Genomic DNA, 22528 nt, shown 5'->3' with positions numbered 1-22528 from the left:
GTCGTCCGGCTATTGAACGGGGCCCGTGCCATAGAGCACGTTCGGCAGCCACAGCGAGAGCTGCGGGAAGATCGAGAGGATGACCAGCAGCACCATCATCACGGCGAGGTAGGGAACCACCTCGCGCGAGTAATCCATCATCTTCACCTTGAGGGTCTGCGACGAGATGTACATGAGCCCGCCCACCGGCGGCGTGATGCCCGCGATGGTGAGGTTGGTGATGAGCACGATGCCGAAGTGCACCTTGTCGATGTGCGCGCCGTCGATCAGCGGCAGCAGCATCGGCGTCAGGATGATGAGGGCCGCCGACCCTTCGATGGCCGTGCCCAGCACGATCAGCACCAGGTTGATCAGCAGCAGCAGCAGGATCGGGTCTTTGGTGGTGCCGGCGAGCCAGCCCGACATCGCCTGCGGCACCTGCTCCCACGACAGGTAGAAGCCGAAGGCCGAGGCGGCGCAGATCATCATCATCACGCTGGCCGAGTCGCGCACCGATTCGGCGAGCACCTCGGGCAGTTGCCGCAGCTTCATCTCCCGGTAGCCGAAGATCGCCACCAGCAGCACGTACAGCACCACGATGGCGCCTGACTCGGTGGTCGTGAAGATGCCGTAGCGCGTGCCCAGGATGATGACCACCGGGATCGACAGCGCCCACAGGCCGTCGACGAGCGCGTGGCCCAGCTCCTTGGCGTTGGCGCGCGTGGCGCGCTGCGGCTTGTACTTGCGCTTGATCGCCAGCACGTGCGTGGTGAACATCAGCGCCACGGCCAGCAGCAGCCCCGGCACGATGCCCGCGGCGAACAGCCGCCCGATCGATGCCTCGGCCAGGAAGCCGTAGATGATCAGCCCGATCGACGGCGGGATGAGCGCGGTGATGATCGCCGCCGACGAGGTGATGACTGCCGCGAAGGGCGCGCTGTAGCCGCGGGCCACCATCTGGCTGCCGATGGTCTTGGCGAGCATCGCGGCGTCGGCGTTGGCCGAGGCGGTGAGGCCGCCCAGCAGCGTGGCGAGCACGGTGCACATCTGCGCCAGCGCGCCGGTCATGTGGCCGACCAGCACCTCCGCCAGATTGAGCAGCCGCCGCGTGATGCCCGACGCGTTCATGATGCAGCCGGCCAGCACGAACAGCGGCAGCGCCAGCAGCGACACCGACTCGGTGCCCTCGGCCATCTGCTGCGCGAAGTTGGCCAGCGGCATCTCGCCCAGATTGAGCACGAAGAAGCCGAGCGCCGCGATGGCCATGGCCCACGTGATGGGTGTCTGCAGGGCCAGCAGCACCAGCATCAGGATGGCAGGCAACCAGAGGTGGAACGAACTCACAGGGACATCTCCGAGGACGACTGCCATGTCCAGCCGGTGGCCCAGGGCTTGAGCAGCAGGTGCTGCACCAGCATGAGCAGCGATGCGAAGGCCATCGGCCCGTAGACCACCGAGCGCGGGATGTCGATGACGACCACGCGGATCGAATGCGCGATGACGGCCTGCCAGACGAACATCGCCGTCAACGTGGCGAAGAGCGCGGCCAGCAGCCACCAGTTGAAGATGAAGATCGCGCGGCGCACCGGCGGCGGGAACATCGCCACCAACGCATCGACGTCGGCGTGCATGCGCCAGCGGATGCAGGCGGCCGCGCCGAAGAACACCAACCAGCCGAAGGCGATGACCGCCACTTCGAAGGTCCACGACGCCGGCTGCGGAAAGAGGTAGCGCGTGACCACACCCCAGGTGATGGACAGCACGATGGCGATGGCGCAGGCCACGCCGATCGCCTCGTCCGCACGGCGCAGGCTCAGCAACGGGCCGGGCGACCCGGATGTCGATTCGCTCATGGCCTCAGCGCGTCATCGCGGCGCGGACCTTGTCGACCATGCCGGGCGTGAGGCCGGGCACCTTGGCGTAGGCGACCTTGGCCTTCTCGGCGAAGGCCTTGTTGTCCACGTCGGTCACGAACTGCACGCCGTTCTTCTTCATCTCGTCCGCGTAGGCCGCGTCGGAGGCCAGCGTGAGCTGCGTCAGTTCGGCGCCGGCCTTCTTGCCTTCTTCCAGCAGCACGGTCTGCAGGTCGGGCGGCAGGCTCTTGAAGAAATCGGTGCTGGTGACCATCGCGACGTACATGGTCTGGTGCGCCGTGGTCGACAGCACCTTGCGCACTTCGTACAGCTTCGAGCCGACCAGCGATCCGTAGTTGGCCTCGGCCGCATCCACCACGTTGGTCTGCAGCGCGTTGTAGACCTCGCCCCACGGCAGCGCGGTGGGCCGGGCGCCGAGCGCGGTGAAGGTCTCCAGCATGATGGGCGACGGCGGCACGCGCAGCGTCATGCCGGCCATGTCGGCGGGCGTGCGGACCGGCTTGCTGGCCAGCAGATGGCGCACGCCGAACAGGCCGTCGGCCACGATCAGCTTCATGCCCTGCTGCTCGAGGCGGCCCGACATCTCCTTGAACACATCCGAGGCGAAGAGCTTCTTCGCCTCGTCCTGGCTGCCGTAGAGATAGGGGCCGGCCAGGATGCCGAGGTCGGGCACGAACTGGCTCAGCTGGCCGTAATCGGTGACGCTGAGCACGCGAGCGCCGCCCTTGATCATCTCGTTGACCTTCTTCTGCGGGCCCAGCTGGTCGCCGGTGAAGATGTTCAGCGTGATGCGCCCGCCCGAGCGTTCCTTCACGCGGTCGGCGAAGGCATGCATGACCTTCACCACCGGTTCGTTCGGGTTCACCTGCGACGTCGAAAAGCGCAGGTTGTAGTTCTGGGCGGTGGCCGGTGCGACGGCACCGAGGGCGAGCGCCACCCCGGCGGCGAGGGTGATCAGGGTCGAAACAGCAGTGCGTCGGGAAGCCATGGTTTGTCTCCGGCAGAGCGCCCAGGGGCGCCTTGGTGTTATTCCTATATGAACCATCAGTTCATATATGAAATGATCACGACACCGTCAGGCGATGTCGATTGGGGTTTTCCGCAGCGACACGCACCCATTTCGACTGATACGAACGCCTTGTTTACTGATGCTTGATCCATCGCCTCCCGATACCGTGCCCCTGCCGCTCGCGGACCTGCGCGTGCTCGACTTCAGCCAGTTTCTGGCCGGCCCCTCCTGCGCGCTGCGGCTGGCCGACCTCGGTGCCGACGTCATCAAGGTCGAGCGGCCCGATGGCGGTGACCTGTGCCGCGGCCTGGTGCTGGCCGACCAGACCTTCGAGGGTGACAGCGCCCTCTTCCACACCATCAACCGCCGCAAGCGCAGCTTCGCGGCCGACCTGAAAGCGCCGGCCGACCTGGCGCGCGTGAAGGGGCTGATCGAACGCGCCGACGTGATGATTCACAACTTCCGTCCCGGGGTGATGGAGCGCATCGGCCTCGACGCGGCGAGCGTGCTGGCACTGAACCCGCGCATCGTCTATGCCGCGGTCAGCGGCTATGGCGACGAAGGCCCGTGGCGCGACAAGCCGGGGCAGGACCTGCTGGTGCAGTCGCTCTCGGGCCTGGCGTGGCTCACCGGCGACGCGCACGCCGACGGCAGCGGCCCGCCGGTGCCGGCCGGCGTGTCGATGATCGACGTGATCACCGGCGCGCATCTGGTGCAGGGCATCCTCGCGGCGCTGCTGCGACGCGGCGTGACCGGACGCGGCGGCTGCGTCGACGTGAGCCTGCTCGAATCGGCGCTCGACCTGCAGTTCGAGCCCTTCACCGCCTTCCTCAACGGCGACGGCACGCAGCCCGCGCGGACCGCCGAGAACCATGCCAGCGTGCACGGCGCCGCGCCCTACGGCATCTACCGCACGCGCGACGGTTTCATGGCGGTGGCGATGACGCCGATGGACACGCTCGCGCAGCACATCGGCAGCGATGCGCTGGCGGCGCTGGCGGCCGACCGCACCGGCTGGTTCCGGAACCGCGACGCGCTCAAGCAGCAGTTGCAGCAAGACCTGCTGGCGCACGACAGCGCGCACTGGCTCGCCATCCTGGAGCCAGCCGGCGTGTGGTGCGCCGACGTGCTGCGCTGGCCGCAGCTCGCCGCGCACCCGGCCTTCACCGCGCTGGGCATGACCCAGACCATCCGCAGCGCGAGTGGCGCGACCATGCAGACGACGCGCTGCCCGATCCGCATCGACGGCCAGCGGCTGTACAGCGACCGGGGCGCGCCGCGCCTGGGCGCCGACACCGACGCCATTGCGCGCGAGCTCGGCCTCGCCACACCTTCCTCCCCGACCGCCCCATGACCCACGAGCAATTCTTCGAAGACTACGTGGCCGGCGCCACGCGCACAACCACCGGCCGCACCATCACCGAGGCCGACATCGTCCTGCACGCCGGCCAGACCGGCGACTTCTTTCCGCACCACATGGACGCCGCCTGGTGCGCCACGCAGGACTTCGGCCAGCGCATCGCGCACGGCACGCTGGTCTTCAGCGTCGGCATCGGCCTGACGGCCACGGTGATCAACCCGCGCGCCATGTCCTATGGCTACGACCGCCTGCGCTTCGTGAAGCCGGTGTTCATCGGCGACACGATCTACGCGAAGGTCGAGATCACCGACAAGCGCGACCACCCCAAGCGGGCCGGCCACGGCATCGTGGTCGAGACCGTGACCATCACCAACCAGCGACAAGAGACGGTGCTGGTCTGCGACCACCTGCACCTCGTCGAGCGGCACGGCACCCAGGGCTAAACTGGCCGCCCCATGAAGCCCACCGCCGCCGAGACCGACGACACCGAGACCGACCGCCGCCCCAAGTACGCGGTGCCGGCGGTCGAGAAGGCGCTCGACGTGCTGGAGCTGCTGTCGGCGCAGGCCGTGCCCATGACGCAGGCGCAACTGGCGCGCGCGCTGGGCCGCGAGCCGAGCGAGTTGTTCCGCATGCTGAGCGCGCTGGAAGCGCGCGGCTACCTGCGGCGCGAAGACAACGGGGGCTACGTGCTCACGCTGAAGCTCTTCGAGCTGAGCCGCACCCATTCGCCGCACGAGCAGTTGCTGCGCGCGGCGACCGCGCCGATGCGCGAGCTGGTCGACAACATCCGCGAGTCCTGCCACCTGAGCGTGCTGCACCGCGACCAGCTGCTGGTGCTGACCCAGGTCGATGCGCCCACGTCCATCCGGCTGTCGGTGGAGGCCGGCTCGCTGCACTCGGCAGTCGACACGCTGTCCGGCCAGGTGCTGCTCGCCAATTCGCCGGAGGCCGAGCGCGACGACCTGCTGTCGCGCCGCGCCGAGTTCCTGCGCAAGAGCGCCGACGAGCGCGCCACCTACCTGGCGATGCTGGCGACGATGAGCGCCGACGGCTGGGGCTACGCCGAGAACGCGCGCTTCGTCGGCGGGCGCGACCTGAGCGTCCCGGTGGGGCATGCGCGCGGGCGCACCCGCGCCGTGCTCACCATCGCATCGCTGCGCGGCACGCACACCGCGCACGACGACCTGTTCGAGCTGCTGCCGCGGCTGCAGAAATGCGCCGAGGACATCGGGCGCATCGCGGGCATCGCCTAGCGTTCCGCCTGCAGAACAGGCTGTCTTCCGTAGCGGCCTTTTGGACGCCCCGTCCGGCCCCATATTCTCGGGATCGCCGCCGCCATCGCAGCCAGCGCTCACTCGAAAGACACCGCCATGACCGACCCCATCGTCCAGATCAAGCCCCTCGGCTTTCCGTGGGAGACCATCGACCCGTTCCTGTTCTGCGCGTACCACGACGACGCCTACCCCGCCGGCAACGGCGCGATGGGCCCGGCGGTGGCGCTCGACGGCCGCGCCATCGGCCAGGACTTCAGCCGCAAGGACGGTTGGAGCATGTACCACGGCGAAGACATCCCCGGCTTTCCCGGCCATCCGCATCGCGGCTTCGAGACGGTGACGATCGTGCGCAAGGGCCTGATCGACCATGCCGATTCGCTGGGCGCGGCCGCGCGCTTCGGCGGCGGCGACGTGCAATGGGTGACGGCCGGTGCGGGCATCGTGCATTCGGAGATGTTCCCGCTGCTCGACGCAAGCGCGCCCAACCCGCTGGAGCTGTTCCAGATCTGGCTCAACCTGCCGGCGCGCCACAAGATGGTGGCGCCGCACTTCACCATGTTCTGGGCCGAAGACGTGCCGCGCTTCACCGCCACCGACGACGCAGGCCGAACGACCGACGTGGCTTGCATCGCCGGCCGGATCGGCACGGTCGACGCCGCGCCCGGCACGGCCGGCGGCCCGCTCGCGCCGCCGCCGGATTCGTGGGCCGCCCAGGACGACGCCGACGTCGCCATCTGGACGATCCGCATGGCGCCCGGCGCGCGCTGGACGCTGCCCGCCGCCCAGGGGCAGGGCACGCGTCGCAGCCTGTACTTCTTCAAAGGCACATCGGTCACCGTCGGCGGCCGCGCGGTAACGAGCCACGCCGCCATCGAGTTGCGCGCCGACCAGGCGGTCGAGCTGGTCAACGGCGATGCGGCCGTGAGCGAGTTCCTGGTGCTGCAGGGCCGGCCGATCGCGGAACCGGTGGCGCAGTACGGCCCCTTCGTGATGAACACGCGGGCCGAGATCGAACAGGCCATGGCCGACTATCGCCGCACCCAGTTCGGCGGCTGGCCGTGGCCGGACGAGGCGCCGGTGCATGGCGCCGACCCGGCCCGCTTCGCACGGCATCCGGACGGGCGCGAGGAGCGGCCGGCGGCAGCGCCACAGGCGACAGCGGACGCGGCCCTCCGGGGTTAGGCTCCAGGTCGCGCCCACCGATGGCGCGACCCGAATGACAACGAGCCGTCCGAGACACCCCCCACAAGCGCCCGCCCGGGCGCCATGGCCGATGCTGTTGGCGCTCACCGGCGCCTTCGCGCTGAGTCAGGCCTTCCGCACCATCGCCGCGATCCTCGCCACGCCGCTGCAGGCCGAGTTCGGCCTGTCGGCGCAGGCCTTGGGCGTGTTCGCCGGCGCCTTCCATTTCGCCTTCGGCGCGCTGCAGCTGCTGATGGGCATCGGCATCGACCTGCAGGGCGTGCGACGCACGGTGCTGGCTGCGTTCCCGCTGGCGATCGTCGGCGCGGCCGTCTCGGCGCTGGCGCCGAACTTCCCGGTGCTGGTCGCCGGCCAGGTGCTGATCGGCATCGGCTGCGCGCCGGCCTTCCTGGTGTGCACGGTCTTCATCGCGCGGCAGTTTCCGGCCGAGCGCTTCGCGGCGGTGTCGGGCCTGACGCTGGGCATCGGCTCGTTGGGCATGCTGCTGACCGGCACGCCGCTCGCGTGGCTGGTGGAGGCCACCTCGTGGCGCACCGGCTTCTGGGCGCTGGGCGGCGTCTCGGTGCTGGCGTGGTGGCTGATCTTCTGGCTGGTGCGCGAGCCGCCGGCACCGGCGACCGCAGCACAGCAGCCGTCGGTGCTCGGCGCGCTGCGCAGCTACGGCGCGCTGTTCGCCCTGCCGCACACGCTGGGCATCGTCGCGCTGGCGTGCGTGACCTATGCGTCCTTCATCTCGCTGCGCGGGCTGTGGCTGGGGCCGCTGCTGATCGAACGGCACGGCTTTTCACTGGTCCAGAGCGGCAATGTGGCGATCGCGGTGTCGGTGGTCGGCATGTTCGGCCCGGTGCTGTTCGGGCGCTTCGACCCGGGGTCGACCCGCCGGCGCTGGATCGTCGGCTTCACGCTGGCGGTCGCTTCGATCTTCGGCCTGATGGCGATCGACCCGGGCGCGGCAGTCGACGTGGCGGGCTCGGTCGCGGTCGGCGTGCTCTCGGGCTACATCGTGCTGCAGTACGCCGACGTGAAGGCCGCGTATCCGGCCACCATGACCGGGCGCGCCATGGCGGTCTTCACCATGGCGATGTTCCTCGGCGTGGCAGTGATGCAGTGGTTCACCGGCGCGGTGGCCTCCGCGGCGGCGGCGCAGGGGCGCGACCCCTATGCCAGCGTGCTGCTGACCATCGCCGCGTTGCTGGTCGCCGGTGCCGTCGCCTTCCTGACGCTGCCCAGGCCCAGGCCCGCCAATGCGGCGCACCGGCCGACGCCCGGATGAGTCAGGCCGAGAGACCGCGCTCGACCATGTCGAGCAGACGCTGGCCGACCTGCGCCATCTGCGGCCCCACCACCGGGCCGAGCGGCCCGTCGAGCACCAGCATCGCCAGCCCGTGCACCGCCGACCAGGCCAGGAACTCCGCGCCGGGGCGGCGCTCGGGCGGCATCACACCGGTCGCGACCATCTGGTCGAGCGTCTCGCCGAGCAGCTGGAACGGGTTCTTGCCGCTGGGCCCGGCGCGTGCCGGGTCGCCCGGCCCGGCCAGATCGTCGGACGCCGCATAGGCCGTGCGGAACAGGCCGTTCTCGGTCTGTGCAAACCGCAGGTAGCCAGCACCGATCGCGCGCAGTGCGGCGCGCGCAGCATCCGCCGGCGGCAGGCCGGGCGGGACGGCCGCCAGTTCGGCCTCCATCGTCGCGGCCGAAACCGACAGCGCCGCCGCACGCACCGCCTTCAACAGCTCATGACGGCTGCCGAAGTGCCGGTACGCCGCGTTGGGCACCACGCCCGCCTGACGCGTGACCTCGCGCAGCACCACCGCCTCGGGGCCGCCAGCGCGGGCCAGTGCGATGCCCGCGTCGAGCAACGCACGCCGAAGGTCGCCGTGGCGGTAGGTGCTGCGCACCGGCAGCGGAACGGGGACGGGACTCATGGCACGGGGAATTTCATGTGGACAGCGTCCATTCTCTCCGCTAAGGTCTTGTGGACGGCGTCCACAAGCCGTTCCATTTCACCCCATTTCTTGAGGAAAACCAATGGCGACCCAGATCTTCGTCAACCTGCCCGTGAAGGACCTGAACCGGTCCGTCGCGTTTTTCACCGCGCTCGGCTACACCTTCAATCCGCAGTTCACCGACGAGAACGCAACCTGCATGATCGTGAGCAAGGACCACATCTACGTGATGCTGCTGGTGGAGAAGTTCTTTCAGACCTTCACGACGAAGACCATCGTCGACGCCAAGACCAGCACCGAGGTGCTGCTCTGCCTTTCGTGCGAGAGCCGCGCGCAGGTCGACGCGCTCGTCGCCAAGGCCGTGGCCGCAGGTGGCACCACGCCGACCGAGGCGAAAGACCACGGCTTCATGTACCAGCATGCCTATCAAGACCTCGACGGCCACGTGTGGGAGCTGATGTACATGGAACCCGGCGCCGTGCCGGGCTGAACCGCAGCGGCAACGATCAGTCGATCGCGACCTTGCCGTCCTTCACCAGCTTCGCGAACCTCGTGGTCTCGTCGGCGATCTGCCTGGCCATCTGATCGGGCGTGCCGCCGAGCGGCTCGGCGCCGATGGCCTGCATGCGCTGCGCGAAATCGGGCGAGCGGATGATCTTCACCATTTCGGTGTTCAGGCGCGCCACCACGTCCTTCGGCGTCGCCGCCGGGGCGAGCACGCCGAACCAGGTGCCGATGTCGAAACCCTTGAGCCCGGCCTCTTCCAGGGTCGGCACGTCGGGCAGCACCGACGAGCGCTTCGCGGTCGTCACGGCCAGCGCGCGCAGCTTGCCGGCCTGGATGTGCTGCAGCACCGGCGTGATGGTGTCGAAGGACATCGCCACCTGGCCGCCGAGCAGGTCGGTCGTCAGCGGGCCGCTGCCCTTGTAGGGCACGTGCAGCAGCTCGACGCCGGTGCTGGCCTGGAACTGCGTGCCGATCAGGTGCTGCGCGGTGCCGTTGCCGTTCGACCCGTACGCCAGCTTCGCCGGTGCCGCCTTGGCGAAGGCGACGAGCTCGGTCACGTTGCGCGCCGGCGTGAGCGCGGCGTTGACCACCAGCACGTTGGGCACCATCGCCACCGTGGCCACCGGCGCGAGGTCCTTCTGGAAGTCGTACGGCAGCTTCTTGTAGACGCTGGTGGCGATGGTGTGGTGCACCGCGCCCATCAGCAGCGTGTAGCCGTCGGGCTTGGCCTTGGCGACGTAGTCGGCGCCAAGCGTCGCGCCCGCCCCGGGCCGGCTCTCGACCACCACCGGCTGGCCGAGGCTCTGCGAGAGCTTGTCGGCCAGGGCGCGGGCCAGCACGTCGGTGGTGCCGCCGGCGGGGAACGGAACGATCAGGCTGATCGAGCGCGTGGGCCAGGCCTGCGCCATGGCCAGCGTGGACGAGAGGCCGAGCGCGAGCGCGGCGGCGTGCACGAGATGCCGACGATGCGGCCGAAAGGAAATGCGCATGGTGTTGTCTCCGTCTTTGTGGTGAATCTCTTCGCTGGCGCCGCGTCGGCGCGGCCGCTCACGCGGTGCGGCGTTCGCTGCGCGCGCCGGCGATGTGCTCGCAGACAGCGCGCGTCACGGCGTCGGTGGTGGCCGTGCCGCCGAGGTCGCGCGTGTGCAGCGCGGTGTTGGCGGTGACGTGCTCCACGGCCTGCATCACACGGGCCGCGGCGGCCGGCTCGCCCAGGTGCTCGAGCAGCATCACGACCGACCAGAAAGTGCCGACCGGATTCGCCAGCCCCTGGCCCATGATGTCGAAGGCCGAGCCGTGGATGGGCTCGAACATCGACGGGTAGCGGCGCTCCGGATCGATGTTGCCGGTGGGCGCGATGCCCAGGCTGCCCGCCAGCGCGGCAGCCAGATCGCTCAGGATGTCGGCGTGCAGGTTGGTGGCGACGAGGGTGTCGAGCGTGGCTGGCCGGTTGACCATGCGCGCGGTGGCGGCGTCGACCAGTTCCTTGTCCCAGGTGACGTCCGGGAACTCCTTGCTGATCTGCACCGCGATCTCGTCCCACATCACCATCGCGTGGCGCTGCGCGTTGCTCTTGGTGACCACGGTGAGCAGCTTGCGCGGGCGTGCCTCGGCCAGCTGGAAGGCGAAGCGCATGATCCGCTCGACGCCAGCGCGGGTCATCATGCTCACGTCGGTCGCGGCCTCGATCGGATGGCCCTGGTGCACGCGGCCGCCGACGCCGGCGTATTCGCCCTCGGAGTTCTCGCGCACGATCACCCAGTCGAGGTCCTTCGGGCCGCAGCGCTTGAGCGGGCCGTCGATGCCAGGCAGGATGCGCGTGGGCCGCACGTTGGCGTACTGGTCGAAGCCCTGGCAGATCTTCAGGCGCAGGCCCCAGAGCGTGATGTGGTCGGGGATGTGCGGGTCGCCGGCCGAGCCGAAGAGGATCGCGTCCTTGTCGCGCAGCGCGTCGAGGCCGTTGGCCGGCATCATCTCGCCGTGCGCGCGGAACCAGTCGCCGCCCCAGCCGAAGTCCTCGAACTCGAAGCGCAGCGTGCCGTCGGCCGCGGCCAGTGCGTCCATCACCTGCCGGCCGGCGGGAATCACTTCCTTGCCGATGCCGTCTCCGGGGATGGTGGCGATGCGGTACGTCTTCATGGTGTCGTCCTTCAATACAGCGGTGGTCTGGATGACGCACTGTAGGATCGCCTCGCACGATGCATTCGCGCCGCTATTGAATCCATCGTTAACCTGAATTCAACAATGAAAAGTCCATGAGCGCCTCCATCCAGCCCGCGGAACTGGGCTTCTTCTCGACGCTGGCCGCGGCCGGCAGCCTGAGCGCCGCGGCGCGCGAGATGGGCGTGACCACGCCGGCGGTGAGCAAGCGGCTGGCGCTGATGGAGGCGCGCCTGGGCGTGACGCTGGTCAACCGCACCACGCGGCGCATGGGCCTCACGCCCGAGGGTGAGCTGTACGTCGCGCATGCGCGCCGCATCCTCGGCGAGATCGAGGACATGGCGCAGCTGCTGGGGCAGGCCAAAGGCGAGCCGCAGGGCCTGCTGCGGGTGAACGCGACGCTGGGCTTCGGCCGCAGCCATGTCGCGCCGGTGATCTCGCGCTTCGCCCGCCGCTACCCGGAGGTGGACGTGCAGCTGCAGCTGTCGGTCAACCCGCCGCCGCTGACCGACGACGCCTTCGACGTCTGCATCCGCTTCGGCGTGCCGCCCGATACGCGCGTGATCGCGCGGCGCATCGCGTCGAACCGGCGGCTGCTGTGCGCATCGCCGGCCTACCTGGCGCGCGCCGGCACGCCCAAGGTGCCGAACGACCTCGCGCGCCACGCCTGCATCGGCATCCGCCAGGGCGACGAGGCCTACGGCACCTGGCGCCTCACCAGCGGCCGCGGCGCCACGCAGCGCACCCAGGCTGTCAAGACGCGGGGCCCGCTCGCCACCAACGACGGCGAGATCGCAGTGAGCTGGGCGCTCGACGGGCACGGCATCGTGATGCGCGCCGAATGGGACATCGCACGCTACCTGCGCAGCGGCCGGCTGGTGCAGGTGCTGCCCGGCTACCGCACGCCCGAGGCCGACATCCACGCGGTGTACCCGCAGCGCCACCAGCTGTCGACACGGGTGCGCGCCTTCGTCGACTTCATGGCAGCGGCGCTGGCGAAGGGCGAGGCGGGCGGGGCAGGGGGCACTGGCAAATAGGCGTCAGGTCTGCGGACGATCGCGCGTTAGATTCAGCGCCTCATCAGGAGACCGCTTTCCATGATCCACGTCCTCGCCTTCATCACCGCCAAGCCGGGCCTGCGCGCCCAGGTCCTCGAAGCCTTCCAGGCCAACGTGCCGGCCGTGCTCGCCGAAGACGGTTGCATCGAATATGCCGCGACGATCGACGCCGCGGGCATGCCGCCTTCGCGCGGCAGCGTCGGTGACGACACCTTCGTGGTGATCGAGCGCTGGGCCAGCGTGGCCGCGCTGCAGGCGCACGCCGCTTCGCCCCACATGGCGGCCTACGGCGCGAAGGTGAAGGACTGGACGGCCAGCCGCACGATCCACGTGCTCGAAGCCGTCTGAGCCGCGGCGCTCAGCCTTTCGTCGGCGGTGGCAACTGCCGCAGGTAGAGGTGCAGCGCACGCAGGTCGGTCTCGCTGATCTCGCGCAGCGACTCGAAGGGCATCACCTGCACCGGCGTGCCGTCGGCGCGCTGGCCGGTCTTGAACAGCCGCATCATCGATTCGGCATCCGGATAGCGCGTCATCACCGTGCCCTCGCCCGGCGCCAGCCTCGACGCCGCAGGCCAGTCGGGCGGGCCGCCCGGGATCTTGCCGCCCACCAGCTGCGGGCCATGGCAGCCCAGGCACATGTTGGCCACGTAAGCGCCGTGCTGCACGCTCACGCCCTCGGGCACCGGTGCGGCCGGCGGGCGCGTGTGGTCGATCTTCGCGGCGGCGTCCTGGATCATCCCGAAGCCGTAGAGCGCGCGCACCGGCAGTGGCAGCTCGACCACCGCGGCGGCGCCGGGCGTCGGCGGCAGGCTGCGGATGTAGGCGACGAGCGATGCGAGGTCGTCGTCGGTGAAGCGGTTGTAGTCCTCGCTCGGCATGATCATCAGCGGCCGGCCGAGCGGATGCACGCCATGGCGGATCACGCGCACCCAGTCCTCCGGCCGGTAGGCGGCGGTCACGCTGCCGGGGCCGGGGCTGATGTGCGGGCCGGCGACGCGCAGGCCGTTCGGGTCATCGATGAAAGTGCGGCCACCTCCGTTGGCCCCGTGGCAGTCGACGCAGCCGCGCGACGCGTAGAGGTAGCGGCCACGGTCGAGGGCGGCGCTGTCGGTGAGCGGGCGCAGCGCGACCGGTTGCACGGCGACATCGATCTTGCGCTGCATCTTGCGATCGGCCAGTTGCAGGCCGGCCCACACCGCGCAGGCGGCGAGCAGCACCAGCACGGCGAGGGCGAGGCCGACGAGGCGCAGCCCGTTCTTCAATCTCTTCGTCATGGGATGGCGTTCGAAAAAGAGCGCGATGCTAGAGGTCGGTGCACGGACTCGCAATCGCCGAGATCGCCTATGTCGGCCGGCCTAGCCACCCTTCGCTCGCCCATGAAAAACGCGCCCGAAGGCGCGTTCCTGATCGACCGGTGGGCCGTGCTTACTTCGACACGACCTTGACCATCTCGAGGCACTTGTTCGAGTAGCCCCATTCGTTGTCGTACCAGCTCACCAGCTTGACGAAGGTGCTGTCGAGCGCGATGCCGGCTTCGGCGTCGAAGATCGAGGTGCGCGGGTCGCCGCGGAAATCGGTGGCCACCACCTTGTCTTCGGTGTAGCCCAGCACGCCCTTGAGCGCCCCTTCGCTCTGCGCCTTCATCTCGGCGCAGATTTCCTTGTAGCTGGCTTCTTTTTCCAGCTCGACCGTCAGGTCGACCACCGACACGTCGGAGGTCGGCACGCGGAAGCTCATGCCCGTGAGCTTCTTGTTGAGTTCGGGGATCACCACGCCAACGGCCTTGGCGGCGCCGGTCGACGACGGGATGATGTTTTCCAGGATGCCGCGACCGCCGCGCCAGTCCTTGTTGCTCGGGCCGTCGACCGTCTTCTGCGTCGCGGTGGCGGCGTGCACCGTGGTCATCAGGCCGCGCTTGATGCCCCACTTGTCGTTGAGCACCTTGGCCAGCGGCGCCAGGGCGTTGGTCGTGCAGCTGGCGTTGCTGATGATGGCTTCGCCGGCGTACTTCTTGTCGTTCACGCCGTAGACGAACATCGGCGTGTCGTCCTTGCAGGGCGCCGACATGATGACCTTCTTGGCGCCCGCGTCGATGTGCTTCTGGCAGGTTTCCTTGGTGAGGAACAGGCCGGTGGATTCGAGCACGATGTCGGCGCCCGCTTCGTTCCACTTCAGGGCCGCGGGGTCGCGCTCCTGCGTGAGGCGGATCTTCTTGCCGTTGACGATCAGCGTGTTGCCATCGACCGAGACTTCACCCTGGAAGCGGCCGTGCACCGAGTCGTACTGCAGCATGTACGCGAGGTACTCGGGCTCGAGCAAGTCGTTGATGGCGACGATCTCGATGTCGTTCCTGAAGTTCTGCACCGCTGCGCGCAGCACGTTGCGACCGATGCGGCCGAAGCCGTTGATACCGAGTTTGATAGCCATGTGACTTGCTCCTATAAATGAACTAAGAAAGCGAACCTGAAGATGCCTGATCGGAATCAGCACTCAGGCTCAACCGTTTTTGTTGCAATGCGCGCCAATGCTCAAGCTGATACGCACGCCTCTGTTTGGTGACTTCGTACAAAACGATGCCAGTCGACACGGCAAGATTTAGGCTTTCAACCATGCCGGCCATCGGAATAGAGATGCAAAACTCGCTTCGCTCAACCGCGAGATCGCTGATCCCACGGGACTCGTTACCGAACCATACTGCAAGTTTTTTTGGCGTCGTGTAGTCAGCCGTATGTAGAACGTGATTTGACTTGCCCTTCACATGGGGCGAAGTGACCACCGACGTGAAGTGATTTGATTCCAAGTGTTCGAGGCAGTGCTCCGTGCTGTCAAAGCGTTTAACAAAGCTCCACTTGATGGCGCCGACCGACGTTTTGGATAACGCATGCTTGTCGCGCATTTCGAACCAGTCGTCAGGCAGAGACTTCTTTGGATCGACGATGTATGTCTTGCTTACGCCCAAAGCATCGACATTGCGGACCACCGTCCCGATATTTACAAGATCGAACGGCTCTTCGAGAACTGCCACGAGGTTCTTGCAGCGAACATATTTAACCGCGTCGGCCCTAAGCCGAGCAGGCCTCTTGACGCTATTCATAATGCTATGCAACGCGCTGAACTCAGCGCGCCAGCGCCGCCTCGACCGTGGCCGCGACGTTCTCCGGCGTGAAGCCGAAATGCTTGAACAGCACGCCCGCGGGTGCCGATTCGCCGTACGTGTCGATGCCGATCACGGCCGACACGCCGTACTTCCACCAGCCGTCGGTCACGCCCATCTCGACGGCGATGCGCGGCACACCCTTGGGCAGCACGCTCTTCTTGTAGGCGACGTCCTGGCGGTCGAAGGTGGTGGTCGAGGGCATCGACACGACGCGCACGCCGATCTTCTTGGCGGCGAGCAGTTCCTGCGCCTTGAGCGCCAGCTGCACTTCGGAGCCGGTGGCGATGATGACCGCCTTGACCTTCTTGTTCTTCAGGCCGACGCGCTCGGGCTCGGCCAGCACGTAGGCACCCTTGCTGATGTCGCTCAGGTCGCTCTTGGGCGAATACGGGAGGTTCTGGCGCGACAGCAGCAGCGCCGTCGGGCGCGTGGCGTTCTGCAGCGCGACGGCCCAGGCGACCGTGGTTTCGGCCGTGTCGCCCGGGCGCCAGACGTCGAGGTTGGGGATGAGGCGCAGCGACGCGGCGTGCTCGATCGACTGGTGCGTCGGGCCGTCTTCGCCCAGGCCGATGGAGTCGTGCGTGAAGACATGCACCACGCGCTGCTTCATCAGCGCGGCCATGCGGATCGCATTGCGGCTGTAGTCGCTGAAGGTGAGGAAGGTGCCGCCGTAGGGGATGAAGCCGCCATGCAGCGCCACGCCGTTCATGATGGCCGCCATGCCGAATTCGCGCACGCCGTAGTTGATGTGACGGCCCAGCAGGCCGTCGGGGAACTGCTCGTTGCCTTCGCTGCGCACCACGGCGCCCTTGTCGTCGAAGCGCAGGTTGGGCGTGCTCTTGGTGTTGGTGAGGTTCGAGCCGGTCAGGTCGGCGCTGCCGCCGATCATTTCGGGCAGCGCGGCGGTGAAGGCTTCGAGCGCGAGCTGCGAGGCCTTGCGGCTGGCGACCGTCTCGCCCTTCGAATGGGCGGCCACCACGGCGTCGAACGCGGTCTGGTGGAAGCTCTTGGGCAGCTCGCCCTTCATGCGGCGGGTGAACTCCGCGGCCAGGTCGGGGAAGGCCTTGGCGTAGGCAGCGAAGCGCTCGTCCCAGGCGGCCTCGGTCTTGTCGCCGGCGGCCTTGGCGTCCCACTCGGTGTAGACCGCTTCGGGCAGCTCGAAGGGGGCATGCGGCCACTGCAGCGCGCTGCGGGTCAGGCCGATCTCGTCGGCACCCAGCGGCTCACCGTGGGCCTTGGCGGTGTTGGCGCGGTTCGGGCTGCCCTTGCCGATCTGCGTCTTGCAGATGATGAGCGTGGGCTTGTCGTCGGACTTCTTCGCGTCGGCGATGGCCTTGGACACGGCCTTGGTGTCGTGGCCGTCGACCGGGCCGATCACGTTCCAGTCGTAGGCCTTGAAGCGCTCGGCCGTGTTGTCGACGAACCAGGGCTTGACGGGGCCGTCGATGCTGATGCCGTTGTCGTCGTACAGCGCGATCAGCTTGCCCAGCTTCCAGGCGCCGGCCAGCCCGGCCGCTTCATGGCTGATGCCTTCCATCAGGCAACCGTCGCCCAGGAAGGCGTAGGTGTGGTGGTCGACGATGGCGTGCGCCGGGCGGTTGAATTCGGCGGCGAGCAGCTTTTCGGCGAGCGCGAAGCCCACGGCGTTGGTGATGCCCTGGCCCAGCGGGCCGGTGGTGGTCTCGATGCCCGGCGTCACGCCCACTTCGGGGTGGCCGGCGGTCTTGCTGTGCAGCTGGCGGAATTTCTTCAGGTCGTCGATCGACAGGTCGTAGCCGGCCAGGTGCAGCACGGCGTAGATCAGCATCGACGCGTGGCCGTTGGACAGCACGAAGCGGTCGCGGTCGGCCCAATGCGGATTCACCGGGTTGTGGCGCAGATGGTCGCCCCACAGCGCCACGGCCATGTCGGCCATGCCCATGGGGGCGCCCGGGTGACCGGAGTTGGCGAGTTGAACGGCATCCATCGCCAGCGCGCGGATCGCGTTGGCCATCAAGGCTTGGTTGGCCATCGGGGAAGGCTTTCGGGGGTGGGGTGTTGGGAGAGCCTGCGATTTTAACGGGCCGGGTCTGGGGCGCTCCCTGACCCACGACAAGTCCCGCCCCGACGAGGGCGCACTGCTAGAGTCGCGAGCCATGCAAGGGCTGCACCTCACCGCCGATCTCCACGACTGCCAGTGCGCGCCACCGTGGCTCACCGACGCGCAACTGCTGGGCGAGCGCTGCACCCGCGCGGTCGAAGCCGCCGGGCTGCAGGCCGTCGGCCAGCTGTTCCACACCTTCCCGTCGACGCCCGACGGCCCCGGCGGCGTGACCGCCACGGTGCTGCTGGCCGAATCGCACCTGTGCGTCCACACCTGGCCCGAATGGCGCGGGGCGACGCTCGACGTCTACGTTTGCAACTTCGGGGCCGACCATTCGGCCCGGGCGCACGCGCTGATGGACGCATTGCTCGCGCTGTTCGAGCCGGCGCGGGCCGAACGTCACGAGATCGTTCGCGGCGGGGCTTCGGTGGTCACGGCATGACCGGCGCGCAAGCCATGGTGCTGGCCGCCGGCCGCGGCGAGCGCATGCGGCCGTTGACCGACACCACGCCCAAGCCGCTGCTGGCGGTGCGCGGCAAGCCGCTGATGCAATGGCCGCTCGAGGCGCTGGGCGCCGGCGGCTTCTCGTCCGTCGTCGTCAACACCGCCTGGCTGGGCAATCAGATCGAAGCCCGTTTCGGCACCGGCAGCGACCTGGGCGGCAGTGCGCCGATGTCCATCGCCTATTCGCACGAGGGCCGGGATTTCGGTGGCGCGCTGGAAACGGCGGGCGGCATCGTGCGCGCATTGCCGATGCTCGGCGAGGTGTTCTGGGTGGTGGCGGGCGATGTGTACGCGCCGGATTTCGTCTTCTCGCAGGCGGCCGTGACACGTTTTGTCGCCAGCGGGCGGCTGGCCCATCTGTGGCTGGTGCCGAACCCACCGCACCACCCGCAGGGCGACTTCGGCCTGGCGGCCGACGGCACGGCGCAGAACGATGCCCCCGAGCGCCTGACCTTCTCGACCATCGCGCTCTACCGCGCGGCCTTCTTCGGTCCGCCGCACTGCGACATCGCACCGGGCAACCCGCAGGGAACGCCGGCGGCGCTGGCGCCGCTGTTGCGCCTCGCCATTGAAAAAGCCCAGGTCAGCGCTGAACGCTACCTGGGCTCCTGGACGGATGTGGGCACACCCGAACGCTTGGCTGCGCTGAACGCCGGTCGTTGAAACCGGCCTTCCGCACGCACCTTAAGGGATATTCGACCCTGCGACCTGGAACGGGCTTCCCGGCAGGGCGAAGCTGCCACCGAACTCATACGTCCCGTTGGTGGCACAACCGTCCGGTGGCTGGCATGCGTTGCCGCCGCCCTGGTTGGTCCAGAAGACCACCGGGCCATAGCGGTAGTTCGACAGCTTCTTGCCACCGTAGTCGGCGACCGACAGCACATACGACTCGGTGCCATGGTTCTCGGCATCTTCGGCCGCGATGGGGTCGACCAGGCCACTGTGGGTCAACGGGTCGCCACGTACGGCGCCGCTGTTGAAGTCGGCCGCGAACTGGACCCATTGAATCCGGCGATCGCCCCGCGAAGTGACGATGACCTCGCGGTCGGACCCTTGCGTGTAGACCTTGTTGGTCGCGTGCGGCTTGGCGTAGGCAATGTGCGTCGGATTGCGACCGACCGTCACCCCGCCCTTGCGCACGATCTCCGAAGCGGCCCCGCCGCCGCCGGCATTGAGGTAGTTGCCGAGGTCATAGATATGAAGCTGGCCTTCCTGCGTGGCGATGAAAGCGCGTCGCGGGCCGTCGTTCGGGCGCACATTGACAGCGGTCGGACGGTTTTCGAAGTCCACAGTCTTGACGACCGTCGGCTTTTGCGACGCCACCGCGTCGAAGGTGTACGGCCACTGGCTGGCGCCGGCCCCACGACCTGCGATCAGGTTGTTGAAGTCGTTCTGGGAACCGCCGAAGTACTTTTCGCGGTAGTAGCTGAACAGCGGACGCAGGTCGATGAAGGCCGCACGCTTTTCCGACTTGGAGATGACCACCGCCATGCCGGCCTTTGCATAGGCTGCGCTGTTGACGCCGGAGTAGAAGCTGGTGCGGTTGTTCTGATCCGTCAACGGCAGCGCATGGTAGTTCTGCATGTTGTTGGTACCAGGCGCAAAGGTGCGGTTGTACTCCTCGAACGCGATGCCGGTCGACGCCGAGATCTCGGTCGGCGCGCGCATGCTGTCCGGCAGATCGACGTACCCGAGCACCTTCATGTATGCCGTGTTGCCCAGGTTGGGCAGGCCCGGATAGACACCGTTCCACTCGCCCCAGTTGTTGTACCAAGTGCCCGGGTTGTCGGGGTTGCAGCCGTTGCACAGGCCCGCCAGCGCGATGACCGCGATCTGGCCCTTCAGGTTGACCGTGTCCCAGACGGTGACCAGTGCGAACTCGTTGCTGCCGGTGACGGCGATGGCGGTGGGCACCTTGCCTGACGCCAGCTGGACCGTGGCGCGGTTCGACGCCGTGTTGCTGCCGGCCGTGCCGATCAGCCCGTTCTGGAACACCATGAGGCTGTTGGTGCACCAGCCGGAGCGGCCATAGCAACGGCCGACGGCGACGGGTTCGCGCGCGTTGAGTCCCTTGCTCAGGTATTCGACGGCCGCGATCTCGTTGACACCGTTGCTGTAGTCGGTCGTCCAGCTGGGCTCCGGCTTCTGGGCAAAGGTGTTGTGGGCCATGTTGAGGGCCTGCAGGTTCGACATGCCCACGTTGGCCGCCGGATTGTCGGCAATGTAGGCCGTATGCACGATCGACGACGAGTAGTCGCTCGCGTCCGTCTGCAGGGGGCCGCCGACCTGCCAGGTGCCGCAGAAACCACCCTGGTTGGAGGGAGCACAACCGCGCGTACCGCCCGGATTGCGAATGGAGATCGGGTCGTAGGACTGGTCGCCGCGCGTGCTGAGCTGGGGCCCGCTGGTGCTGGACACTCCGTAGCTGGCTGCGGACGGCCCGTACCGGTATTCGATCCCCGCCGCCTTGCTGAACTGCAGGGCCGTCTCGCGGTAGGCAGCGGGCACCACGTTCACGGTGGTGTCCACGACGTCGTTCTGCAGCGGGAGCGTTCCGGTCGCGCCGCCGGTCGCGCCGCCAGTGGCACCGCCAGTCGCACCGCCGGTCGCACCGCCGGTCGCACCGCCCGTCACGCCGTCGGTCGCGCCGGCCGTCGTGCCAGGCGCGCTTCCGCTGTCCGCCTGCGTCGTGCTGGTGAGACTGCTGCTGCTGACGAGACTGCCGCTGCCCGCGGCACTCGCGCCCGTTCCGCCGCCCCCGCCGCCACCGCCGCAACCGACCAATGCCGCCGTTAAAACAAGCGACATCGCGAATTTGTGTTCAAAGACTTTCATCAATGTAGGAATCCTCTGATTGACAGTGCGGCGTTTGTACATTTTTGGTCAGGCAGCGGGAACCATTCTTGCAATTCCTTGCTCGCGTCGGCAGAGATGCCACACTCTGTCGTTACACAACCGCCCTATGGTTACAGCAATGGATACTTCTTTCTACATAGCCCGACGCAATCGGTTTGCTGCAAATATCGGGCCCGGTGGCATTGCCATCATTCCGACGGCGCCGGAGCGCCCGCGCAACCGCGACAGCGACTACCTCTACCGTCACGACAGCTACTTCTATTACCTGACCGGCTTCACCGAACCCAACGCCTGGCTCGTGCTGACCGGCACCGGGCATGCGACGCTGTTCTGCGCGCCCAAGGACCTGGAGCGTGAAATCTGGGATGGCCACCGGCTCGGGCCCGACGCGGCACCGGATGCCTTGGGTGTGGACGCGGCCTATCCGGTCACCGAACTCGACACCCAGCTGCCGCGCCTGCTGGAGAACAACGCGGCCGTCTGGTACCCGTTTGCGACACACAAGGGGCTGGAGACGCGCATCGACGGCTGGCTGTCGGCGGTGCGCGCCCGGGTGCGCTTCGGCGCGATGTGCCCCGATCAGCAGCGCGACGCGTGCGGCCCGCTCGACGAGATGCGGCTGGTGAAGGACGCGCAGGAGCTCGACATCATCCGGCGCGCCGGGAAGATCAGCGCCGGCGCCCATGTCCGCGCGATGCAGACCTCCGCCCGCATGCTGCGCGAGGGCCGCGACCTGCGCGAATACCACCTCGACGCCGAGCTGATGCACGAATTCCGGATGGGCGGCTCGCAGTACCCGGCGTATCCGTCGATCGTGGCCGCCGGCGCCAACGCCTGCGTGCTGCACTACCACGCAGACGTGGCGCCGGTGCGCGCCGGCGAACTGGTGCTGATCGACGCCGGCTGCGAGCTCGACGGCTATGCGAGCGACATCACCCGCACCTTCCCGGCCGACGGCCGGTTCACCGGCCCGCAACGCACGCTCTACGACATCGTGCTGGCCAGCCAGGTCGCGGCGGTGGCCGCCACCAAGGCCGGCAACCGCTTCAACGACCCGCACGAGGCCGCAGTGAAGGTGCTGGCGCAAGGCATGCTCGATGTCGGTCTGCTCGACGCGAACAAGGTCGGCAGCCTCGAGGACGTGATCGAGCAGCGCGCCTACTTCCCCTTCTACATGCACCGCACCGGCCACTGGATGGGCATGGACGTGCACGACAGCGGCAGCTACGTCGAGCCGACGCAGCAGGGCGAGGTGAGCGAACGCAAGGACCCGCTGAGCGGCGAGACCATCAAGAACCGGCCGAGCCGCATCCTGCATCCGGGCATGGTGCTGACCATCGAGCCGGGCATTTACGTGCGGCCGGGCGAGGGCGTGCCCGAGCAGTTCCACCACATCGGCATCCGCATCGAGGACGACGCGATCGTCACTGCCACCGGTTGCGAGCTCACCACGCGCGATGTGCCGGTGGAGGCGCAAGAGATCGAAGCGCTGATGCGCGGATAGCCGGCGCGGCACGGGCGCTGCGCAGCGCCTTTCGTCGTGCGGCCTGTCCACG

The 22528-nt window shown here is 68.1% G+C and carries 22 protein-coding genes; 11 read left to right on the top strand and 11 right to left on the bottom strand.

All coding sequences use genetic code 11. The annotated features are described in order from the left end of the window. Nucleotides 1-9: 9 nt before the first annotated feature. From ACSFBE_RS20380 to ACSFBE_RS20370, 3 genes are read right to left on the bottom strand one after another with little or no spacing between them, the layout of a single operon-like run. Entirely contained in the window at nucleotides 10-1323 is a 1314-nt protein-coding gene (locus ACSFBE_RS20380) for a TRAP transporter large permease (protein ID WP_435492238.1), read from the bottom strand. Beyond that, on the bottom strand, nucleotides 1320-1832 hold the full coding sequence (locus ACSFBE_RS20375) for a TRAP transporter small permease (RefSeq protein ID WP_435456579.1): 513 nt from the start codon (nucleotides 1830-1832) through the stop codon (nucleotides 1320-1322). The genes ACSFBE_RS20380 and ACSFBE_RS20375 overlap by 4 nt, the downstream gene beginning before the upstream one ends. A gap of 4 nt (nucleotides 1833-1836) precedes the next feature. Continuing rightward, complete coding sequence (locus ACSFBE_RS20370) at nucleotides 1837-2841, bottom strand: C4-dicarboxylate TRAP transporter substrate-binding protein (RefSeq protein ID WP_435492237.1); 1005 nt, start codon at nucleotides 2839-2841, stop codon at nucleotides 1837-1839. A 187-nt stretch (nucleotides 2842-3028) separates the two neighbouring features. On the opposite strand from ACSFBE_RS20370, the gene ACSFBE_RS20365 reads away from it, so the two are divergent. The 5 genes from ACSFBE_RS20365 to ACSFBE_RS20345 all read left to right on the top strand — a co-directional run bounded on the left by ACSFBE_RS20365 (nucleotide 3029) and on the right by ACSFBE_RS20345 (nucleotide 7975). After that, nucleotides 3029-4216: a CaiB/BaiF CoA transferase family protein gene (locus ACSFBE_RS20365; protein WP_435492236.1), complete on the top strand. Its 1188-nt coding sequence runs from the start codon at nucleotides 3029-3031 to the stop codon at nucleotides 4214-4216. After that, complete coding sequence (locus ACSFBE_RS20360) at nucleotides 4213-4665, top strand: MaoC family dehydratase (protein WP_435492235.1); 453 nt, start codon at nucleotides 4213-4215, stop codon at nucleotides 4663-4665. The genes ACSFBE_RS20365 and ACSFBE_RS20360 overlap by 4 nt, the downstream gene beginning before the upstream one ends. A 12-nt stretch (nucleotides 4666-4677) precedes the next feature. After that, nucleotides 4678-5478 carry an IclR family transcriptional regulator gene (locus tag ACSFBE_RS20355; RefSeq protein WP_435492234.1) on the top strand — a complete coding sequence of 267 codons (801 nt, stop codon included), beginning with the start codon at nucleotides 4678-4680 and terminating at the stop codon, nucleotides 5476-5478. Nucleotides 5479-5595: 117 nt separating this feature from the next. Further along, complete coding sequence (locus ACSFBE_RS20350) at nucleotides 5596-6681, top strand: pirin family protein (protein ID WP_435492233.1); 1086 nt, start codon at nucleotides 5596-5598, stop codon at nucleotides 6679-6681. 91 nt (nucleotides 6682-6772) lie between these two features. Then, entirely contained in the window at nucleotides 6773-7975 is a 1203-nt protein-coding gene (locus ACSFBE_RS20345) for an MFS transporter (protein WP_435492232.1), read from the top strand. A gap of 1 nt (nucleotide 7976) precedes the next feature. Here the strand turns inward: ACSFBE_RS20345 and ACSFBE_RS20340 are convergent, their stop codons facing one another. Then, entirely contained in the window at nucleotides 7977-8627 is a 651-nt protein-coding gene (locus ACSFBE_RS20340; RefSeq protein ID WP_435492231.1) for a TetR/AcrR family transcriptional regulator, read from the bottom strand. A 103-nt stretch (nucleotides 8628-8730) separates the two neighbouring features. Between ACSFBE_RS20340 and ACSFBE_RS20335 the strand changes: the two genes are divergently transcribed. Next, complete coding sequence (locus ACSFBE_RS20335; protein ID WP_435492230.1) at nucleotides 8731-9138, top strand: VOC family protein; 408 nt, start codon at nucleotides 8731-8733, stop codon at nucleotides 9136-9138. Nucleotides 9139-9154: 16 nt separating this feature from the next. On the opposite strand, the gene ACSFBE_RS20330 is transcribed toward ACSFBE_RS20335, so the two are convergent. Together ACSFBE_RS20330 and ACSFBE_RS20325 are read right to left on the bottom strand one after the other, a co-directional pair. Next, nucleotides 9155-10144 carry a Bug family tripartite tricarboxylate transporter substrate binding protein gene (locus ACSFBE_RS20330; protein WP_435492229.1) on the bottom strand — a complete coding sequence of 330 codons (990 nt, stop codon included), beginning with the start codon at nucleotides 10142-10144 and terminating at the stop codon, nucleotides 9155-9157. A gap of 58 nt (nucleotides 10145-10202) precedes the next feature. Continuing rightward, nucleotides 10203-11294, bottom strand: a complete 1092-nt coding sequence (locus tag ACSFBE_RS20325) for a tartrate dehydrogenase (RefSeq protein WP_435492228.1) — start codon at nucleotides 11292-11294, stop codon at nucleotides 10203-10205. Between the two features lie 116 nt (nucleotides 11295-11410). On the opposite strand from ACSFBE_RS20325, the gene ACSFBE_RS20320 reads away from it, so the two are divergent. Then, nucleotides 11411-12352 carry a LysR substrate-binding domain-containing protein gene (locus tag ACSFBE_RS20320; RefSeq protein ID WP_435492227.1) on the top strand — a complete coding sequence of 314 codons (942 nt, stop codon included), beginning with the start codon at nucleotides 11411-11413 and terminating at the stop codon, nucleotides 12350-12352. A 60-nt stretch (nucleotides 12353-12412) separates the two neighbouring features. Then, nucleotides 12413-12721 carry a putative quinol monooxygenase gene (locus ACSFBE_RS20315; protein ID WP_435492226.1) on the top strand — a complete coding sequence of 103 codons (309 nt, stop codon included), beginning with the start codon at nucleotides 12413-12415 and terminating at the stop codon, nucleotides 12719-12721. A 10-nt stretch (nucleotides 12722-12731) separates the two neighbouring features. On the opposite strand, the gene ACSFBE_RS20310 is transcribed toward ACSFBE_RS20315, so the two are convergent. From ACSFBE_RS20310 to tkt, 4 genes are all read right to left on the bottom strand, one after another. Continuing rightward, entirely contained in the window at nucleotides 12732-13646 is a 915-nt protein-coding gene (locus ACSFBE_RS20310; protein ID WP_435492225.1) for a c-type cytochrome, read from the bottom strand. A gap of 151 nt (nucleotides 13647-13797) precedes the next feature. Next, nucleotides 13798-14799, bottom strand: coding sequence for a type I glyceraldehyde-3-phosphate dehydrogenase (gene gap, locus ACSFBE_RS20305; protein WP_435492224.1), 1002 nt, complete (start codon nucleotides 14797-14799; stop codon nucleotides 13798-13800). 22 nt (nucleotides 14800-14821) lie between these two features. After that, a complete protein-coding gene (locus ACSFBE_RS20300) occupies nucleotides 14822-15397 on the bottom strand; it encodes a TrmH family RNA methyltransferase (protein ID WP_435492223.1) in 576 nt (191 codons plus the stop codon). A gap of 91 nt (nucleotides 15398-15488) precedes the next feature. Next, nucleotides 15489-17540, bottom strand: coding sequence for a transketolase (gene tkt / locus ACSFBE_RS20295; RefSeq protein ID WP_435492222.1), 2052 nt, complete (start codon nucleotides 17538-17540; stop codon nucleotides 15489-15491). A 124-nt stretch (nucleotides 17541-17664) separates the two neighbouring features. On the opposite strand from tkt, the gene speD reads away from it, so the two are divergent. Both speD and ACSFBE_RS20285 read left to right on the top strand, forming a co-directional pair. Beyond that, nucleotides 17665-18054: an adenosylmethionine decarboxylase gene (gene speD / locus ACSFBE_RS20290; protein ID WP_435492221.1), complete on the top strand. Its 390-nt coding sequence runs from the start codon at nucleotides 17665-17667 to the stop codon at nucleotides 18052-18054. Nucleotides 18055-18068: 14 nt separating this feature from the next. Continuing rightward, the gene (locus ACSFBE_RS20285; RefSeq protein WP_435492276.1) at nucleotides 18069-18779 is read left to right on the top strand and encodes a nucleotidyltransferase family protein; all 711 of its coding nucleotides are present in this window, start codon (nucleotides 18069-18071) and stop codon (nucleotides 18777-18779) included. A 21-nt stretch (nucleotides 18780-18800) separates the two neighbouring features. Here ACSFBE_RS20285 and ACSFBE_RS20280 read toward each other — a convergent pair whose 3' ends face one another. Next, the gene (locus ACSFBE_RS20280; protein ID WP_435492220.1) at nucleotides 18801-20924 is read right to left on the bottom strand and encodes a hypothetical protein; all 2124 of its coding nucleotides are present in this window, start codon (nucleotides 20922-20924) and stop codon (nucleotides 18801-18803) included. A gap of 154 nt (nucleotides 20925-21078) precedes the next feature. On the opposite strand from ACSFBE_RS20280, the gene ACSFBE_RS20275 reads away from it, so the two are divergent. After that, nucleotides 21079-22476 (top strand): aminopeptidase P N-terminal domain-containing protein, encoded by a 1398-nt coding sequence (locus ACSFBE_RS20275; RefSeq protein WP_435492219.1) that lies wholly within the window; start codon nucleotides 21079-21081, stop codon nucleotides 22474-22476. The last annotated feature ends 52 nt before the right edge of the window (nucleotides 22477-22528 follow it).

This window comes from Variovorax sucrosi, assembly GCF_051216635.1.
Taxonomy (GTDB): Bacteria; Pseudomonadota; Gammaproteobacteria; order Burkholderiales; family Burkholderiaceae_C; genus Variovorax.
This window is presented reverse-complemented; position numbering and strand designations above follow the sequence as displayed.

Coding starts and splice junctions, on each gene's coding strand:
- ACSFBE_RS20350 (WP_435492233.1), top strand. CDS start 5,596: ATGACCGACCCCATCGTCCAGATCAAGCCCCTCGGCTTTCCGTGGGAG.
- ACSFBE_RS20370 (WP_435492237.1), bottom strand. CDS start 2,841: ATGGCTTCCCGACGCACTGCTGTTTCGACCCTGATCACCCTCGCCGCC.
- ACSFBE_RS20325 (WP_435492228.1), bottom strand. CDS start 11,294: ATGAAGACGTACCGCATCGCCACCATCCCCGGAGACGGCATCGGCAAG.
- ACSFBE_RS20360 (WP_435492235.1), top strand. CDS start 4,213: ATGACCCACGAGCAATTCTTCGAAGACTACGTGGCCGGCGCCACGCGC.
- ACSFBE_RS20355 (WP_435492234.1), top strand. CDS start 4,678: ATGAAGCCCACCGCCGCCGAGACCGACGACACCGAGACCGACCGCCGC.
- ACSFBE_RS20285 (WP_435492276.1), top strand. CDS start 18,069: ATGGTGCTGGCCGCCGGCCGCGGCGAGCGCATGCGGCCGTTGACCGAC.
- ACSFBE_RS20345 (WP_435492232.1), top strand. CDS start 6,773: ATGCTGTTGGCGCTCACCGGCGCCTTCGCGCTGAGTCAGGCCTTCCGC.
- tkt (WP_435492222.1), bottom strand. CDS start 17,540: ATGGCCAACCAAGCCTTGATGGCCAACGCGATCCGCGCGCTGGCGATG.
- ACSFBE_RS20340 (WP_435492231.1), bottom strand. CDS start 8,627: ATGAGTCCCGTCCCCGTTCCGCTGCCGGTGCGCAGCACCTACCGCCAC.
- ACSFBE_RS20335 (WP_435492230.1), top strand. CDS start 8,731: ATGGCGACCCAGATCTTCGTCAACCTGCCCGTGAAGGACCTGAACCGG.
- ACSFBE_RS20280 (WP_435492220.1), bottom strand. CDS start 20,924: ATGTCGCTTGTTTTAACGGCGGCATTGGTCGGTTGCGGCGGTGGCGGC.
- ACSFBE_RS20315 (WP_435492226.1), top strand. CDS start 12,413: ATGATCCACGTCCTCGCCTTCATCACCGCCAAGCCGGGCCTGCGCGCC.
- ACSFBE_RS20320 (WP_435492227.1), top strand. CDS start 11,411: ATGAGCGCCTCCATCCAGCCCGCGGAACTGGGCTTCTTCTCGACGCTG.
- ACSFBE_RS20310 (WP_435492225.1), bottom strand. CDS start 13,646: ATGACGAAGAGATTGAAGAACGGGCTGCGCCTCGTCGGCCTCGCCCTC.
- gap (WP_435492224.1), bottom strand. CDS start 14,799: ATGGCTATCAAACTCGGTATCAACGGCTTCGGCCGCATCGGTCGCAAC.
- speD (WP_435492221.1), top strand. CDS start 17,665: ATGCAAGGGCTGCACCTCACCGCCGATCTCCACGACTGCCAGTGCGCG.
- ACSFBE_RS20275 (WP_435492219.1), top strand. CDS start 21,079: ATGGTTACAGCAATGGATACTTCTTTCTACATAGCCCGACGCAATCGG.
- ACSFBE_RS20330 (WP_435492229.1), bottom strand. CDS start 10,144: ATGCGCATTTCCTTTCGGCCGCATCGTCGGCATCTCGTGCACGCCGCC.
- ACSFBE_RS20375 (WP_435456579.1), bottom strand. CDS start 1,832: ATGAGCGAATCGACATCCGGGTCGCCCGGCCCGTTGCTGAGCCTGCGC.